General features: G+C 35.3%; 17 protein-coding genes. 3 read left to right on the top strand and 14 right to left on the bottom strand.

What is annotated here, in order from left to right; genetic code table 11:
* The first annotated feature begins 154 nt into the window (after nucleotides 1-154).
* Nucleotides 155-781, top strand: coding sequence for a DUF624 domain-containing protein (locus HMPREF3103_RS07825; protein WP_070438975.1), 627 nt, complete (start codon nucleotides 155-157; stop codon nucleotides 779-781).
* A gap of 71 nt (nucleotides 782-852) precedes the next feature.
* On the opposite strand, the gene phnE (HMPREF3103_RS07830) is transcribed toward HMPREF3103_RS07825, so the two are convergent.
* The 14 genes from phnE (HMPREF3103_RS07830) to lspA all read right to left on the bottom strand — a co-directional run bounded on the left by phnE (HMPREF3103_RS07830) (nucleotide 853) and on the right by lspA (nucleotide 12579).
* Nucleotides 853-1662, bottom strand: a complete 810-nt coding sequence (phnE, locus tag HMPREF3103_RS07830; RefSeq protein ID WP_049555429.1) for a phosphonate ABC transporter, permease protein PhnE — start codon at nucleotides 1660-1662, stop codon at nucleotides 853-855.
* Between the two features lie 12 nt (nucleotides 1663-1674).
* Entirely contained in the window at nucleotides 1675-2493 is an 819-nt protein-coding gene (gene phnE, locus HMPREF3103_RS07835) for a phosphonate ABC transporter, permease protein PhnE (RefSeq protein WP_070438980.1), read from the bottom strand.
* Entirely contained in the window at nucleotides 2480-3244 is a 765-nt protein-coding gene (gene phnC, locus HMPREF3103_RS07840) for a phosphonate ABC transporter ATP-binding protein (RefSeq protein WP_070438983.1), read from the bottom strand. The genes phnE (HMPREF3103_RS07835) and phnC overlap by 14 nt, the downstream gene beginning before the upstream one ends.
* Nucleotides 3245-3317: 73 nt before the next feature.
* Nucleotides 3318-4382, bottom strand: coding sequence for a PhnD/SsuA/transferrin family substrate-binding protein (locus HMPREF3103_RS07845; RefSeq protein ID WP_005605481.1), 1065 nt, complete (start codon nucleotides 4380-4382; stop codon nucleotides 3318-3320).
* Nucleotides 4383-4632: 250 nt separating this feature from the next.
* Entirely contained in the window at nucleotides 4633-5484 is an 852-nt protein-coding gene (locus HMPREF3103_RS07850; protein ID WP_070438986.1) for an L-ribulose-5-phosphate 3-epimerase, read from the bottom strand.
* Nucleotides 5474-6163 carry an L-ribulose-5-phosphate 4-epimerase gene (locus HMPREF3103_RS07855; protein ID WP_005605477.1) on the bottom strand — a complete coding sequence of 230 codons (690 nt, stop codon included), beginning with the start codon at nucleotides 6161-6163 and terminating at the stop codon, nucleotides 5474-5476. Before HMPREF3103_RS07855 ends, HMPREF3103_RS07850 begins: the two co-directional genes overlap by 11 nt.
* 14 nt (nucleotides 6164-6177) lie before the next feature.
* Nucleotides 6178-6465 (bottom strand): PTS sugar transporter subunit IIB, encoded by a 288-nt coding sequence (locus HMPREF3103_RS07860; RefSeq protein WP_049555432.1) that lies wholly within the window; start codon nucleotides 6463-6465, stop codon nucleotides 6178-6180.
* 84 nt (nucleotides 6466-6549) lie between these two features.
* On the bottom strand, nucleotides 6550-8046 hold the full coding sequence (locus HMPREF3103_RS07865) for a PTS ascorbate transporter subunit IIC (protein WP_070438989.1): 1497 nt from the start codon (nucleotides 8044-8046) through the stop codon (nucleotides 6550-6552).
* Between the two features lie 2 nt (nucleotides 8047-8048).
* The gene (locus tag HMPREF3103_RS07870) at nucleotides 8049-8498 is read right to left on the bottom strand and encodes a PTS sugar transporter subunit IIA (protein ID WP_070438992.1); all 450 of its coding nucleotides are present in this window, start codon (nucleotides 8496-8498) and stop codon (nucleotides 8049-8051) included.
* A 98-nt stretch (nucleotides 8499-8596) separates the two neighbouring features.
* Entirely contained in the window at nucleotides 8597-9658 is a 1062-nt protein-coding gene (gene ulaG, locus HMPREF3103_RS07875; protein ID WP_005605469.1) for an L-ascorbate 6-phosphate lactonase, read from the bottom strand.
* A gap of 18 nt (nucleotides 9659-9676) precedes the next feature.
* On the bottom strand, nucleotides 9677-10315 hold the full coding sequence (locus HMPREF3103_RS07880) for a 3-keto-L-gulonate-6-phosphate decarboxylase UlaD (RefSeq protein WP_070438996.1): 639 nt from the start codon (nucleotides 10313-10315) through the stop codon (nucleotides 9677-9679).
* A gap of 327 nt (nucleotides 10316-10642) precedes the next feature.
* Complete coding sequence (pyrR, locus tag HMPREF3103_RS07885; protein WP_070438999.1) at nucleotides 10643-11182, bottom strand: bifunctional pyr operon transcriptional regulator/uracil phosphoribosyltransferase PyrR; 540 nt, start codon at nucleotides 11180-11182, stop codon at nucleotides 10643-10645.
* Nucleotides 11183-11193: 11 nt separating this feature from the next.
* Nucleotides 11194-12120: an RluA family pseudouridine synthase gene (locus HMPREF3103_RS07890; protein WP_070439005.1), complete on the bottom strand. Its 927-nt coding sequence runs from the start codon at nucleotides 12118-12120 to the stop codon at nucleotides 11194-11196.
* Between the two features lie 9 nt (nucleotides 12121-12129).
* Nucleotides 12130-12579 carry a signal peptidase II gene (gene lspA, locus HMPREF3103_RS07895; RefSeq protein WP_039848773.1) on the bottom strand — a complete coding sequence of 150 codons (450 nt, stop codon included), beginning with the start codon at nucleotides 12577-12579 and terminating at the stop codon, nucleotides 12130-12132.
* Between the two features lie 233 nt (nucleotides 12580-12812).
* Between lspA and HMPREF3103_RS07900 the strand changes: the two genes are divergently transcribed.
* Both HMPREF3103_RS07900 and HMPREF3103_RS07905 read left to right on the top strand, forming a co-directional pair.
* Complete coding sequence (locus HMPREF3103_RS07900) at nucleotides 12813-13451, top strand: YkyA family protein (RefSeq protein WP_070439008.1); 639 nt, start codon at nucleotides 12813-12815, stop codon at nucleotides 13449-13451.
* Nucleotides 13451-14659: a putative glycoside hydrolase gene (locus HMPREF3103_RS07905; protein ID WP_070439011.1), complete on the top strand. Its 1209-nt coding sequence runs from the start codon at nucleotides 13451-13453 to the stop codon at nucleotides 14657-14659. Before HMPREF3103_RS07900 ends, HMPREF3103_RS07905 begins: the two co-directional genes overlap by 1 nt.
* Nucleotides 14660-14682 lie beyond the last annotated feature (23 nt).

The following is a 14682-nucleotide window of genomic DNA, read 5'->3' on the forward strand; positions in this document are numbered from 1 at the left end:
TTTGTTGATGATGGAGGATATATTAATTTTCCGACGAATAACTTAGTATAATATATATTATGTAAACCTAAAGACCAATCAAAGAAACATCATTGCATTTTAACGCACCTCAACGTATACTATTAAAGTAATTAATTATTAAGGATGGTCTCTCATGCAATATAATCAAGACAGCAAGTTTTGGCATTTTGCTACATTAGTTGCTGATTTTATTTTATTAAATCTATTATTTATCGTTCTATGTATACCTGTTGTTACGATTGGTCCAGCAATTTCTGCCTTAATTCATACAACACTTAAGCTTTCTGAGGATGAGAATCGTACACTGATAAAGCCGTTTTGGAATGAATTTAAGCGTGATATCACTAAAAAGATACTCTTATGGATCGTGTATTTAATTCTAATTGCTGCTATGGTTTATATGGCACAATTTTACTGGAATTTTGCGAATAATAACGTTGATTTATTGAGAATTATCGGGTTTATGTTATTTGTGTTATCAGCGTTGATTTTAGTTGCAACTATTGTAGCCTCAATTATTGGTCTTGCAATGACGACAAGATATTTCAGTCCGATTAAACGATTAGTAAAGAATAGTTACTTATTAATTATTGTATTGCCGATTCAGGCTTTTATTATGGCTGCAGTTTTAGTAGCTTCAACCTTATTCTTTATCTATCAAACGGTGCCTGTCTTATCATTTTTCCTTGTAATTGGTTTTGCTGCTTTAGCTTATAGCTTTGCACCTTTAGTTCGTGAATTTTTCACAAAAGTAAAATAGATATCATTATAAAAGAAAACGACTTACAGAAATGCTCTGTAAGTCGTTTTTTGTTGTTTATTTGATGAAATTTAACCGCGTGCTAAACGTGTACGAATTTTAGTAGATACAAATTCAATGAATAATACTAAAATGATTAATCCGCAAAGAATTGCCCCTACTTCATTCCATTTATAAGCGCTCATCGCAAACATTAAAGGAGAACCGATACCACCGGCACCTACCATCCCTAAAACCGTCGCATCTCTTAAGTTCATATCAAAACGATAAATAACCGTTGAAATGAAAGACGGAATTAATTGAGGCAAGATGCCAAATCGGATTTTTTGGTACAAATTACATCCGCTAGCATCTAATGACTCTAAAATCTTGTAATCTAAGTCTTCAATTGCTTCGATATACAATTTTGAAATCATCCCGATGGATGCTACAGACATTGTTAAAAGCCCTGTAAATGCTCCAGGACCTGTTACCCGGATGAACATTAATCCGTAAATTAATGTTGGAACTGTTCGGATTGCCATAATTAAAGTACGGAAAACTAACGCTACCGGCTTTGGAACGATATTTGTTGAAGACAAGAAAGCAAATGGAATTGCTAGAATTGATCCTACTAAAGTTCCTAGAAACGCAATACAGATGGTTTCTAGCAGAAGATACGCTACACCTTTGTTGGAAGTGTCAAATAAGAGTGTTGTATCCGGAGAAAAAATCCCTTTAATAATGTTCTTTGAGATTTCAGCGCCATTCTCAGGAATTTTACTTAATTCAATAGTCGTACCAGACCATGCAACAAGCGTTACAAGAATTAAAACAACCATTAATTTTACAATCCAAGTACGAGGAGCTTTTTGATATTGATTTAAAACTGCTTCATTCATTTAAGTCCCCTCCTACGCTAATTTAGTACGTAAATAATAACTAACGCTTTCGATTATGACTACAGTTAAGAATAGAATCACTAAAATCATCCCGACGTTGCTATATTCACGCCAACCTAAGTTTTCATTTAAAATAATACCGATACCACCAGCACCTACATAACCAAGAATAGAAGCGTATCTCACATTCCCTTCAAAACAATATAAAGAAGAAGCTAAATAACCTGGTAAGATTTGCGGAATGATAGCACTCGAGAAGGCTTTTCCTTTAGTAGCACCCAAAGCTTCAGCAGCTTCGAAAGCTCCCATATCAACCGTTTCGATTTGCTCGTATAGCTGTTTTCCACAATAAGCAAATGTATAGGTTGCAATCGCAAACGTACCTGCGAGTGTTCCTAAACCGAATATATATGTAGCAATTAATGCGGTTACTAGTGTTGGTAATGTACGAACAACACTTAAAAATAAACGGCTTAAACTAATCACAAACCTATTTTTTACAATGTTGCTAGATGCAATAATCGCAAAAGGAATCACTAAAATTGACCCTAATAAAGACCCTAATAAGGACATTTTAATTGTATCAATTAATGGCGACCAAATTGAACTAGAGTGTTCCCAGTTTGGTGGGAACATTCTACCAATCATTACAAAGAATTGTCCACCACGTTGCATAAGTGTTTTGAAGTTAAAACCAGTGACCTTCCCTGCGTAATACATTGCCACAAGAAGCAAAATCGTAATAATAATTGCTTTCGATCGTGGTTCTCTAACGGTAGTTCCGTTTTCTAGTGTATATTCTTTTGGCGCGAAGAGTTTACTTAGCTTCATTCAACCCCTCCACCTTTCCTTTGTAGATTAAATCTAAAACTTCAGGAGTCACTTCAGAACTTGGACCATCATACACAATTTCACCATCTCTAATTCCTAAGATACGATCAGCATACTCAAGCGCTAATTCTACATGGTGAATGTTTAAAAGAATAGAAATATTCATGTCTTTGTTAATACGTTTGAAGTCTTCCATCACTCGTTTTGCTGTTACTGGGTCCAGTGCGGCAACTGGTTCATCCGCAAGAATAATTTCTGGATTTTGTGCTAATGTACGAGCTAAAGCCACACGTTGTTGTTGCCCACCGGATAATTGGTCCGCACGAATAAAGGCTTTATCAACAATTCCAACTTTATCTAAGGCTTCTAATGCATGTAATTTTTCTTTTTTGGTATAAATTCCAAATAATGAACGGAAGAATGGAATATCTGGTACGATAGACGTCAATACGTTTTTAATAACCGTTGTTCTAGTGAATAAGTTAAACGATTGGAAAATCATCCCTACTTTATTTCTACGGAATTTACGCAAAGATTTCCCTTTTAATTTACTTACATCAGTACCATCAACTGTTAATTTTCCTTCACTAATGTCCAACATTCTATTAATCGTACGGATAAGCGTAGACTTCCCAGCACCTGAAAGACCAATAATAGAAACAAACTCCCCTTGTTCGATTTCTAAGTTAATATTTTTAAGCCCCTTAACCCCATTTGGATAAGTTTTAGATACGTTTTCGAATTTAATCATTTTTCTTGCCTCTCTCTCAAAAAAGGGTCAGGAGAAATTTCCTAACCCTCATTTGATCTTCAACTCAAATTTATTAGTTACCTGATTTTAATTTTTTAAGTAATTTTTGTGCTTCACGTTCTTTATCGTAGTCGCTAGCATTTGCTTTCTTATAGCCTTTATGAGAGTAAATTTTGATAATTTCTTTACCTTCATCTGTTTTAGCAATATTCATCATTGCATTAGCGAACGCTTCTTTAAATGCGTCATCTACAATTGGAGAAGATTTACTTACTGAAATTGTGTCATTGTAAATGTCTGGAGTAACACCGATAACATTCGTTTCTTTGAAAATATCTTCTGAACGGCCATAATCACTTGTCCATTTTTTAGCATAATCATTTCGAACATCAGCATAACCAACCATGATATCAATTTGACCAGAGGCTAAACGTGCTGCAGAACTTGCATAAGAATCTGATTGTACAACATTTTGTAAATCAGAAATTCCTTTCCCATACTTTTCTTGTAACCATAATGTTGGGTAGATATAACCTGATGATGATGAAGTTCCTAATACTCCCCATTTAGCAGAATTTAACTCTTCCCAAGTCAATTCTTGACCACTATTGATTTTCGCAGCTAATTCCTTCCCTTTTTCAGTAGGGCCAGCAATAACTAATCCTTTATAGGATGTAGCTTGTTCAGTTCCACGCCCTGTTTCTTTTCCATCATTCCAATCTTTTGGATTAGTAGAGTCTTTTAATAAATTATCACGAGTAGCCGTTAATAATACATCAACTTCTTTGTCATACAATACATAAGTCCCACCAGGTAAGAATCCAATATCTGCACTACCTGATGCTAATGCTTCACCTACAGCGTCAAAACTTGTACCTACAGAGATATCTACATTTTTAACATCGTAGCCTTCTTTCGCTAATTCTTTCTTTAATAGTTCTTTTAATGGTTCTGTTGTTGTCACAATTGTTTCAGGATCACGAGATGGTACAAACGCTATTTTTAAAGTTTCGATTGTTTTAGAAGCGTTTTGGCTTTGACTTTGATTTGTGTCTGAACCTGAATTACTAGAACATCCTGCTAATAAAGCTAATGATGATAAACCAATTGCTAATTTAGACCAAAAAGACTTTTTCATAAAAATATATCCCCCTAAGATACGTTTTGTTATTAGAAATTAAGAATTACTTAACCCCTCTTACTATATTACAAGACATACCCGTAAATTACAACAGAAAAACAATTAAAAATACAGTTTTTCACACTATATTCATAATAATATTTAAATATTTTAAATGAAAACGCATAAGTTACGAACATTAAAACACGAACGTTCGTTAATTAAAGTAAAAAAGAAACCTCCCAAATGTTGGAAGGTTTCAATCTATTTATTTGTTTGGAAAATGAGATCTTAAGAATTGGTTTGCAAACTTAATATCTTCTAACCAGTTTTCTTGACCTACGTACCAGAATTCACCAGTGAATCGATTTACTCCGATTGACAAGAATGTATCAACCATACGTTTAAAATCGATTTGGCCAGTACCAAATGGAATTTCACGATAATGTCCAGGAATCGTTTCTTTTAAGTGAGCTGCAACAATATGCCCTCTTCCTAATTCGATATCTTCATAGACATTTTTTGCACCAGGTTCTAATGATGCGTTCATTAAGTTACCTGAGTCTGGATACACTTGTAAATATGGAGAGTTCACTAATTCAACAAAACGCATCGATTTTTCTACAGTGTTCATAAATGGAGTTTCCATTGTTTCAAACCCTAGAAGAATTCCCTTTTGAGAAGCCATTTCAGTAGCTTTCTTAAGGTTTTGAATGAAGTAATCAAGTGTTACCGCATCTCCTTCTTCATAGTAAACATCGTATCCAGCTAATTGAATTACACGAACACCTAAATCGTCTGCTAGTTGAATCGCTTTTTCCATGATTTCTAGACTACGTGCACGAGTATCTTCGTCGTGGGAACCAAATGGATATTTACGATGGCCACTTAAGCACATTGAACGGATTGGAACTCCAGTTTCGAACATGTCGTTCACTAACTGTTGGCGTTCTTCTTTTGTCCATTCTAGACGACTTAATTTTTCATCAGTTTCATCGATACTGATTTCTAAGAAGTCAAATCCAGTTGCTTTCACTGTTTCTAACTTTTCTCTAAAACTAAGTGTGTTAGGCATTGATTTTTCATATAAACCAAGTTCATAAAACTTTTTATTGTCCATAGTAAGCATTCGCTCCATGTTTTCTTAAATAGTGTTTATCTAAAATTGTTTGTGACATTGGCTTCATATTTGGGTTTAAAGCAAAGTTATGCCAAGCCATGTTTGCAACGTATTCTAATACAGTAATGTTGTGTACCGCATCCATTGCGTCTTTACCCCATGCAAATGGTCCATGGTTAAATACTAAAACAGCTGGAATCGCATTTGGATCTTTATCTTTGAAAGTTTCAACGATTACTTTTCCTGTTTCTAACTCATAAGCACCTTTAATTTCTGCTTCTGTCATTTCTCTAGTACAAGGGATTGTTCCGTAGAAGTAGTCTCCTTGTGTTGTTCCGAATGCAGGAATTTCTTGTCCTTGTTGAGCCATTGTAGTTGCCCATAGAGAGTGAGTATGCACTACCCCATTTACATCTTTAAAATTACGATAAATTTCTAAGTGAGTATCTAAGTCAGAAGAAGGTTTTAGAGCTCCTTCTACTTTATTACCGTCGATATCCACAATTACGATATCATCAGCAGTTAGTTTATCATAGTCAACGCCTGAAGGTTTGATTGCGATAACCCCTGCTTCACGGTCGTACTCTGAAACGTTACCCCATGTAAAAATAACTAATCCATGTTTTGGTAACTCTAAGTTTGCTTTTAATACACGTTCTTTTAATTGTTCGTATGCCATTGTAGAATCCCTTCTTATAGGCCTAAAGCTTCAGAAATTTTTTCAGTCATTTCTTTTTCAGATAATAAGTTTTGTAAGCCTACAATTTTTGTGTTTGGTAAGTCTAAGCCATCAAATACTTCTAATAAAGCTGATGAAATAACAACTAAATCATAGTTTTTTGCTGAAGATTTTGCTTCAGAAACTGCACAGTGATGAACCTCTAAAGGAATATTTAATTTTCTAAATACATTTGTTAATTTCATTTTGATAATTTGGCTTGAACCCATTCCGCTTCCACATGCTGCTAATACTTTCATAATTTACATCTCCTTATATTGCTAGAGTATCGGATAGAAAGCACTACCCGATACCCTAATTTTACTATATTATTTTACTTATTTAAATTAGTTTTGCTTAGACTCTAAGTATGTTTCATAGTCTTCAGCGATAGTGAAGTAATGTTCTTTGTTTTTGCTGTATTGTAATTGAGGGATTGCTAAAAGAATAATTAACACAATTCCTAAACCAATGTATTGGAAGTTTTGCATTAAGAATCCGAAACCAACCCAAATTGTATCCCAGTCAAAGTTACCATGCCATCCACCGTATGCAGCTAAACCAAACGCACCTGCTGCGACAGCTCCACCTAATACTTGGATTAAACCTGATAAGAATGAAAGGATTGAAGCAGCACGTAAACCACCTTTATGGTTAGCGTATACTGCGAATGTAGCGTTATCGAAGAATACTGGTACGAATCCAGTGATGATTAATACTGGTGATTTGAACACGATTAATCCTAAGATTGCCACGATTTGTCCTAATACCCCGAATAAGAAACCAACTGTTACAGCGTTTGGAGAACCAAATCCGTAAACTGCAGCACAGTCAACCGCTGGCATAGAACCTGGTAATAATTTGTTAGAGATACCTTGGAACGCTTCTGATAACTCAGCAACGAATAAACGAACCCCTAATTGTAAGATTTGAACATAAACAGTGAATGTTAATGCTGTTTGTAAAATGTAGAAGAAGAAGTCGTCTGATGCTTTTAATGTAGTCATTTTGAATTTAGAAGCAGCAACTGTTAATTCTTGTCCATTTACGCCTACTAAGTAGTCTTTACCTAATACTAATAAGATTGCACCGAAGAACACGATCATTAAGATTGATGTTGCAACGATAGATTCTTTGAAGATTGATAAGAAACCTGGTAATTCAAGATCTTCAATCTTCTTGTCGTTTTTACCTGAGAATTTTGGAGCTAATTTATCAACTAACCAAACCCCAAACATTTGTTGGTGACCAATTGCAAATCCGCCGCCTTCTGTTAATTCTTGAGTAGCTTCTACAGTTAAGTTTGCAGCTACTGCCCAATATACACCTAATACAATACCTAATAAGATTACAAATTGTAATTGGTTAACGTTATCACCTAAAGCTAAAGCCATTAACCAAGTTGCTGTAGCAGATTGTTGCACCATGATGTGACCAGTGATGAATACTGTACGAACTTTAGTTAATTTACGGAAGATAACTAATACTAAGTTCGTTAAGAAAGCTACTAATAATACTTGTACTGTTAAACCTGTTGCATGACCAGCTGATTTTAATGCAGCTTCTGCAGCAGCTTGACCAAAGTATGGGTCAATAACGGCAGCTTGTAATCCAAAACGATCCCCTAATGCTGCTAATACTGGACGGAAGTTTGAAACTAATCCACCAGCAGCTACGTTTAAGATCATGTAACCTACAACTGCTTTAATAAAACCTGCTAATGCATCGTACCATTTACGACCCAATAGTAAATAACCAACTAAAACGATTAAACCAACAAAGTATTGTGGTTTAGTAAAAATGTTAGCATAGAAGAATTGCCAAAAACTGAATAAAAATTCCATTATTATTCACCTATTCCTTTTAAGATATTTTCTAAATCCTCTTTTGAGCGCGCTTCAACAAACGCATTAATTAATGATTCATCATCTAATAATGTCACTAACTCTGATAAGTTATTTAAGTGTTTTTCATTATCAGTTGATGCTAAAACGAAGAATAAATGTGGTTGGTAGTCAGCACCTGGTCCAAAATCCACAGCTTCTTCAATGTTCATAAATGCTACAGCAGTATCATTTACCCCTTTTCCTTCTTGTGCGTGAGGGATACAAATCTCTGGCGCAATTACGATGTAAGGTCCAAATTCATGAACATTACTAATAATGTAACCTGGGTATTCAGGTTCAATGATCTTTTGTTCTAATAAAGGTTGGCAAGCTTTTTTGATGGCTTCTTCCCATGATAGAGAACCTTTTTGGAACGAAAAGTGTCCATTTTCGATAATTTCTCTTAACATATTTTCCTCCTTGTGTTATTAAGAAATCGTATTCATTATTACGCTTGGATAAAGCCTAGAGTGGGTTAGCTCTAGGCTTTCCAAATTTAATGACAATATTATAAGAATGATGGGAATGGTACATCATTGTCGATTGAGAATACATCGTCAAATCCACGGTAGAAGTTAAATTCTAATTTATCTTTGTCAGTTGGGTAAGTATACTTACCGCCTACTTGCCAAATGAATGGTTTGAATTTGTATTCTAGGCGATCTTTCTTGAATTTCCAGATTTCTGTAATTTCTTTTGGATCTGCTTGGAAGTTAGCCCAAATGTCATAGTGAACTGGGATAACCACTTTAGCGTTTAATGATTCAGCCATACGTAACATATCAACTGAAGTTACTTTATCAGTGATACCACGAGGGTTTTCACCGTAAGCACCTAAGCACACATCGATTTCATGTTCGTTACCATGTTTAGCAAACATGTTTGAGTAGTGAGAATCTCCTGCGTGATATAAGTTACCACCACTAGTTTTGAATAAGTAGTTAACAGCGATTTCGTCCATGTCTTGAGGCATTTTACCTTTAAGAACTTCACCGTCTTTAGCTGTAACTAAAGCTGTACGATCAAATGCTTCTAAAGCAACGATTTCGATGTCTTTGATTTTAACTGAGTCTCCTGGGTGTACAACGATTGTACGTTCAGCAGGAACTCCCCAACCTAACCAAGTGTTTACTACTTCTTGAGGTCCTACGAATTTAGCTTCTGGACAGTTGTTAGCAACTGCAGCAGCTGTATTAATATCTAAGTGGTCTGAGTGAATATGTGTTACTACTAAAGCATCAACATTTTTCACTTCGAATGGATCGATTACGAATGGTTGTGTACGTAAGTTTGGTTGTAAGTTTTGGCAACCACTCATACGTTGCATTTGGTGACCAGTTTTCATTTTCCCATTACCGTGGCTACGTTTACCAGTTCCACACCATAAGTCACATAAGATGTTTGTATTTTTTTCTGATTTTAACCAGATACCTGTACATCCTAACCACCACATAGCGAATGTTCCTGGTTTCACTTCTTCTCGTTCGATTTCTTCATTTAACCAAGTTCCCCATTCTGGGAAAGTAGATAAAATCCAAGATTCTTTTGTTACATCTTTGATATTTGCCATTATTATTCCTCCTTGGGATTATCCCCAAATACGTTTGATTTCTTCTTTAAATTCACGAGCAGATTGCGCTGGATTTTCAGTAGCGTAAATTCCGCGGCCTGCGATGAATGTATAAATTGGAATTCCTTCAAACACTTTTAATGTGTCTTTTGTTAATCCACCTGTAGCTGAAACTTTGAATCCCATGTCGATTAAACGACGGATTTTGTTTAAATCAGATTCAGTCCAAGTTGCTCCTGCAAATAGAGCATCACGGCTTTGGTGGAAGATTGCTTGGTCAATACCAGCGTCTCTCCATTGTTGTGCTTGTTCGAAAGTCCAATCTCCGTATAATTCAACTTGTAAAGACTTCACTTCTTTGTTTGCGGCTTCCATAGTTGGAATAGTTGCACAGCAAATTACTGTCATCCAGTCTGCTCCAGCGAGGGCAACATTTTTAGCAACACTTGTACCAGCGTCAGCACATTTTGTATCAGCAATGATTACTTTATCTGGGAAAGCACTACGTAAGCATTTAATCGCTTTGTCCCCTTCGTTTAAAAGTAAAATCGTTCCTGCTTCAATAATGTCTACTTCGTTTCCAACCGCAAGAGCATCTTTTAATGCATCTTCAATACGGTTGTGGTCTAAAGCAACTTGTAAATTAGGAATTGCCATATTGTCATTCTCCTTTTCTGTCTTGCTTTAAACAATCATAAAATCATAACGTCTTACGAAAATGATCATTTAAAAAGTTACGGTACCAATTCATGGTATTAGTATAGTATAAACATTTTTTTGTTACAACCGTTTACAAACAAGTAATCGAATAATCAGTTTTATGATTGTTTGCGTTTACTTTACGAACGTTTGGAAATAAGCAATATGGTTATGTATATAGGAAGAATTCATAAAATTATATTATTAATACTACTAAAATATCTGTTTTGATCGTTTACGATTATAAAATAAAAATACCCTCTCAATAATGAGAAGGTAATAATATTACTCATTTTCAATAATGACCTCTTCAGAAGCGTCATCCTCCAGTAAATGAACATGGATAACTTCCTTTAAAGAAGTGGGTACATTTTTCCCGATAAAATCTGGACGAATTGGAAGTTCTCTATGACCTCGATCGATAAGAATTGCTAAACTAATTCGCTTAGGTCTGTCGATATCCATAATTGCATCTAAGGCAGCTCTTACCGTTCTTCCTGTAAACAAAACATCATCCACTAAGACCACTTGCTTTCCTTTGATATTAAAAGGTATAGACGTTCCATTTAATACAGGCACCTCTTCATTCTCGATATCATGCCGATCATCTCGGTATAATGTAATATCTATTTCGCCAACAGGTACTTTAATCTTTTCTAAAGAAGAGATTTTCTCAGCGATGCGTTTTGCTAAAGTGATTCCTCTTGTTTTAATACCAAGCATCACTAAATTCGAAACGTCCTTTTGGTGCTCAATAATTTCATATGAAATTCTGGTTAATGCTCTACTAATAGCACCTTCATCCATAATACTGACTTGTTTCATTAATTTCACCTCTAGTCTTCAAAGTGTCCTTTATTCAATTGAATAAACTCCGCGAATTCTTTTGGTGGTTCCACTTGGAAGTTTAGCGTTTCTCCTGTTAATGGGTGAGTGAAGCTAAGTGTTCTTGCGTGTAGAAATTGACCAAATTCTGTTGCGTTTTTCCCTTTTGGATGATACAACGGATCATTTACAATCGGATGTTTAATAAATTCCATATGTGCTCTGATTTGATGAGTTCGTCCAGTTTCTAGGCGACAAGACACGAGTGAATAGTCTGAAAAAGAATCTAAAACTTCAAAATGCGTAATAGCATTCTTTCCTCCTTTTTCCACGACTCTTTTTAAGCGATTCGTTTGATGACGAGATAAAGGCGCATCAACAACACCCGTTTCATGTGCAAAGTGCCCATCCACAATGGCAATATACTCACGGTTCATCTTATTTTCAGCAATCTGCTCAGCCAATTTTTGGTGCACATCATTATTTTTAGCAATGACTAATAAGCCACTTGTATCTTTATCAATGCGATGGACTAATCCTGGACGATAGATTTCTTCACTCGTGCTATCTGATAAGCAATTTGAATGATATAACAATGCGTTTACTAACGTTCCACTGTAATGTCCTTTAGACGGATGAACGACCATACCACTTGGTTTATTGACTACAATTAATGAGTCATCTTCAAAAACGATATCTAGTGGAATATTCTCTGGTTGAATGGTTATAGTTTCTTCCTCTTTCTGAAGAATTGTAACTTCATCCCCAGACTGTGCTTTATAATTTGATTTCACGACTTCTCCATTAACTGAAATAAGTCCAGCTTTTAGCCAACTTTGAATGGTAGTTCTACTTAGACCAAGCTCGCCAGTTAACACTTTGTCTAATCGTTCAGTCTTTTCTAATTCAAGTTTTAATTTTTTTAATACTGATGTCATAGTGCTCTCCTATTTTGATTGTTCCTTAAAAATAACATAATAGAATAAGAAGATTACTCCGAAGGTTAAACAAATGTCTGCAACATTAAAGATTGGAAAATCGATAAATTCAAACTTAAACATATCGACAACATACCCTAATCGGATACGATCGATAAAGTTTCCTACAGCCCCAGCTAAAATGAAAGAGTAAGCTGTTAATAACCATTTGGATTTTCCTTTTTCTTTAAACATCAAATATAAAAGTGTTCCAACTGCTACTGCAGTGATTGCATAAAAGAAAACCATCTTCCCTTCGAACATACCCCAAGCTGCTCCAGTATTTCGAACGTATAATAAGCTCACAATTCCATTAATAAACTGCATTCCATCATGCAAGTTAAAGTTATTTACAATCCATAATTTCACTAGTTGATCTGCAATAATTAGTACAGCGCTTAATATTAAATATAAAAACATATCGACTCTCCATTTCTTTTCAATAATAGTATTGTACAAAGAAGTCAAAGGTTAGTCAACGAACTGAAAATGATGTTAAATTGAAATACTTTTTTCCACTCAAGGGGTAAAAACGGGTGAAATTTAACTAAAAATGGGGATAAAGTCCTAAAAATCAGTCAAAAGATTGAAAAAACAACAAAATACACGTATAATATCAACAAGAAAACGCATTACTGTTAAAGGAGTGTAATATGAAAAAAATCGCAGCCAAGGTATTCTTGATTAGCGCTGGTTTCTTATTTTTAGGAGCATGCGGTAATACAAAGAAAAGTGCCGAATCTACTGTTCAAGAAGTACAAGATACCTTACCTGTTGTCGTTCAACAATTAAATGACATTCAAGCGTTAGAAAATTCATTACAATCTGATTGGGAAGCGGATATCCATGAAGATTACACGATGACGTCTTACGCTAAGAAAACGGGTAAAGTATTCACCAACATTCAAGAACGTCAGCAATTGTTGAAGTCTATGCAAAAATCGCTCAAAGTATTATCAGATGATGCGACTAGACTAAGTAACTTGAAGGATAAAAATCTTCCATCTGCAGAAATTCAAATTGTAGTTTCTAATCTGCAATCAATTGTTTCTCAGTTAAAGAACTACTCCGAAATGTCTCAAAAACAATTGGAAAAAGAAGCTGAGTTTTTCGTTAGCATATCAGGTGGAAAACAAAAAAGCGATGAATTAAAAGCGCTCATTATTGAAGTAAATAATTCTGCTAACGAGCGTCAACAAATTATTGAAGCAATAAATTCTCCAATCAGTGAGCTAGATAGACCAATTCGCATTCTAAAAGCTCGTTTGGCAAATAGCGGAAAGGGTGAGTAATGATGTTGAAGAAAAAATCTTTAGTAACGAGTATGTTCACTGTTGCGTCTGTTAGTTCCCTACTCGCTTTCTATTCTGTGGCAAATGCGCAAGATACTGCTGATAGCAAGTTGAATGTAAGAACGAATAGTTTACTCCGAGTTCCAGCAAATATACCACAGGAACATATTTATGATTCAGGCATTTCTATTCCATATCCTGAAAATGGCGTTAAGGGGGTTTATTTACAGGCGTTTCGTGCCAAAGGACAAGACTTGGAAAATATGATTCAGTTCGTTAAGTCTACTCCCATTAACTCTCTTGTAATTGATGCCCGTGATGGATATGGACAAATTACAATGCCTCTGGAGACTGATAATCAACAAGTGAAGAAGCATACTGTCAATGAAGTACCAGATACTACTGCTCTTCTTAAGAGACTCGAAAAGGAACAAATTTATCCAATTGCTCGTATTGTCTGTTTTGGAGACCGATTTGTTCCAAAAGAGAATCCTGAACGTTCCTTTAGAAATGCTTTAGGCCAGCTATGGTATACAGATGACGGAGAAACGTTCCTGAATCCTTTTCTTAAAGAAAACTGGGAATACATTGCAGAAATTGCAATTGGTGCTGCTAAAGCAGGATTTAAAGATATTCAATTAGATTACGTTCGCTTCCCACTTGGGTTCGAAACTGTTTCGGAAGACTTAGTCTATGATAAAGGCGATTATGCTCATATTAAAGATGATGATGAAGCCCGTATTGCTGCGATTACAGACTTTGTTGCATTTATTCGAGAAAAACTTCAACCATATGGTGTACATCTTTCAGCTGACATCTTAGCACACGCGATTACTGAATCAAAAATTGGTGGTATTGGACAAAAATTTGTCAATATTGCTGATAAAGTAGATGTCATCTCTCCTATGATTTTTCCAAGCCATTGGGTGAATTATGCTTTAGATGTAAAGGATCCTGATAAAAATCCATATGAAATCGTTAAACGCTATATGGTGATTGAAAAAGGATATATAAAAACATTAAACCCTTCTCCAATTTCAAGGCCTTGGATTCAAGCGTTCACTGCAGATTTTCTTGGTGAAGGAAATTATCAACTCTACACCGCGGATATTATCAGCAAAGAAATTCAAGCTCTAAAAGAAGCTGGCGTAACGGAATACCTACTTTGGAACGCAGCTTCTCAGTATTCATCAGAAATAAACTTCTAAACCAAAAGGACTTCCACATTAAT

The organism is Granulicatella sp. HMSC30F09, assembly GCF_001806915.1.
Taxonomy (GTDB): Bacteria; Bacillota; Bacilli; order Lactobacillales; family Aerococcaceae; genus Granulicatella; species Granulicatella adiacens.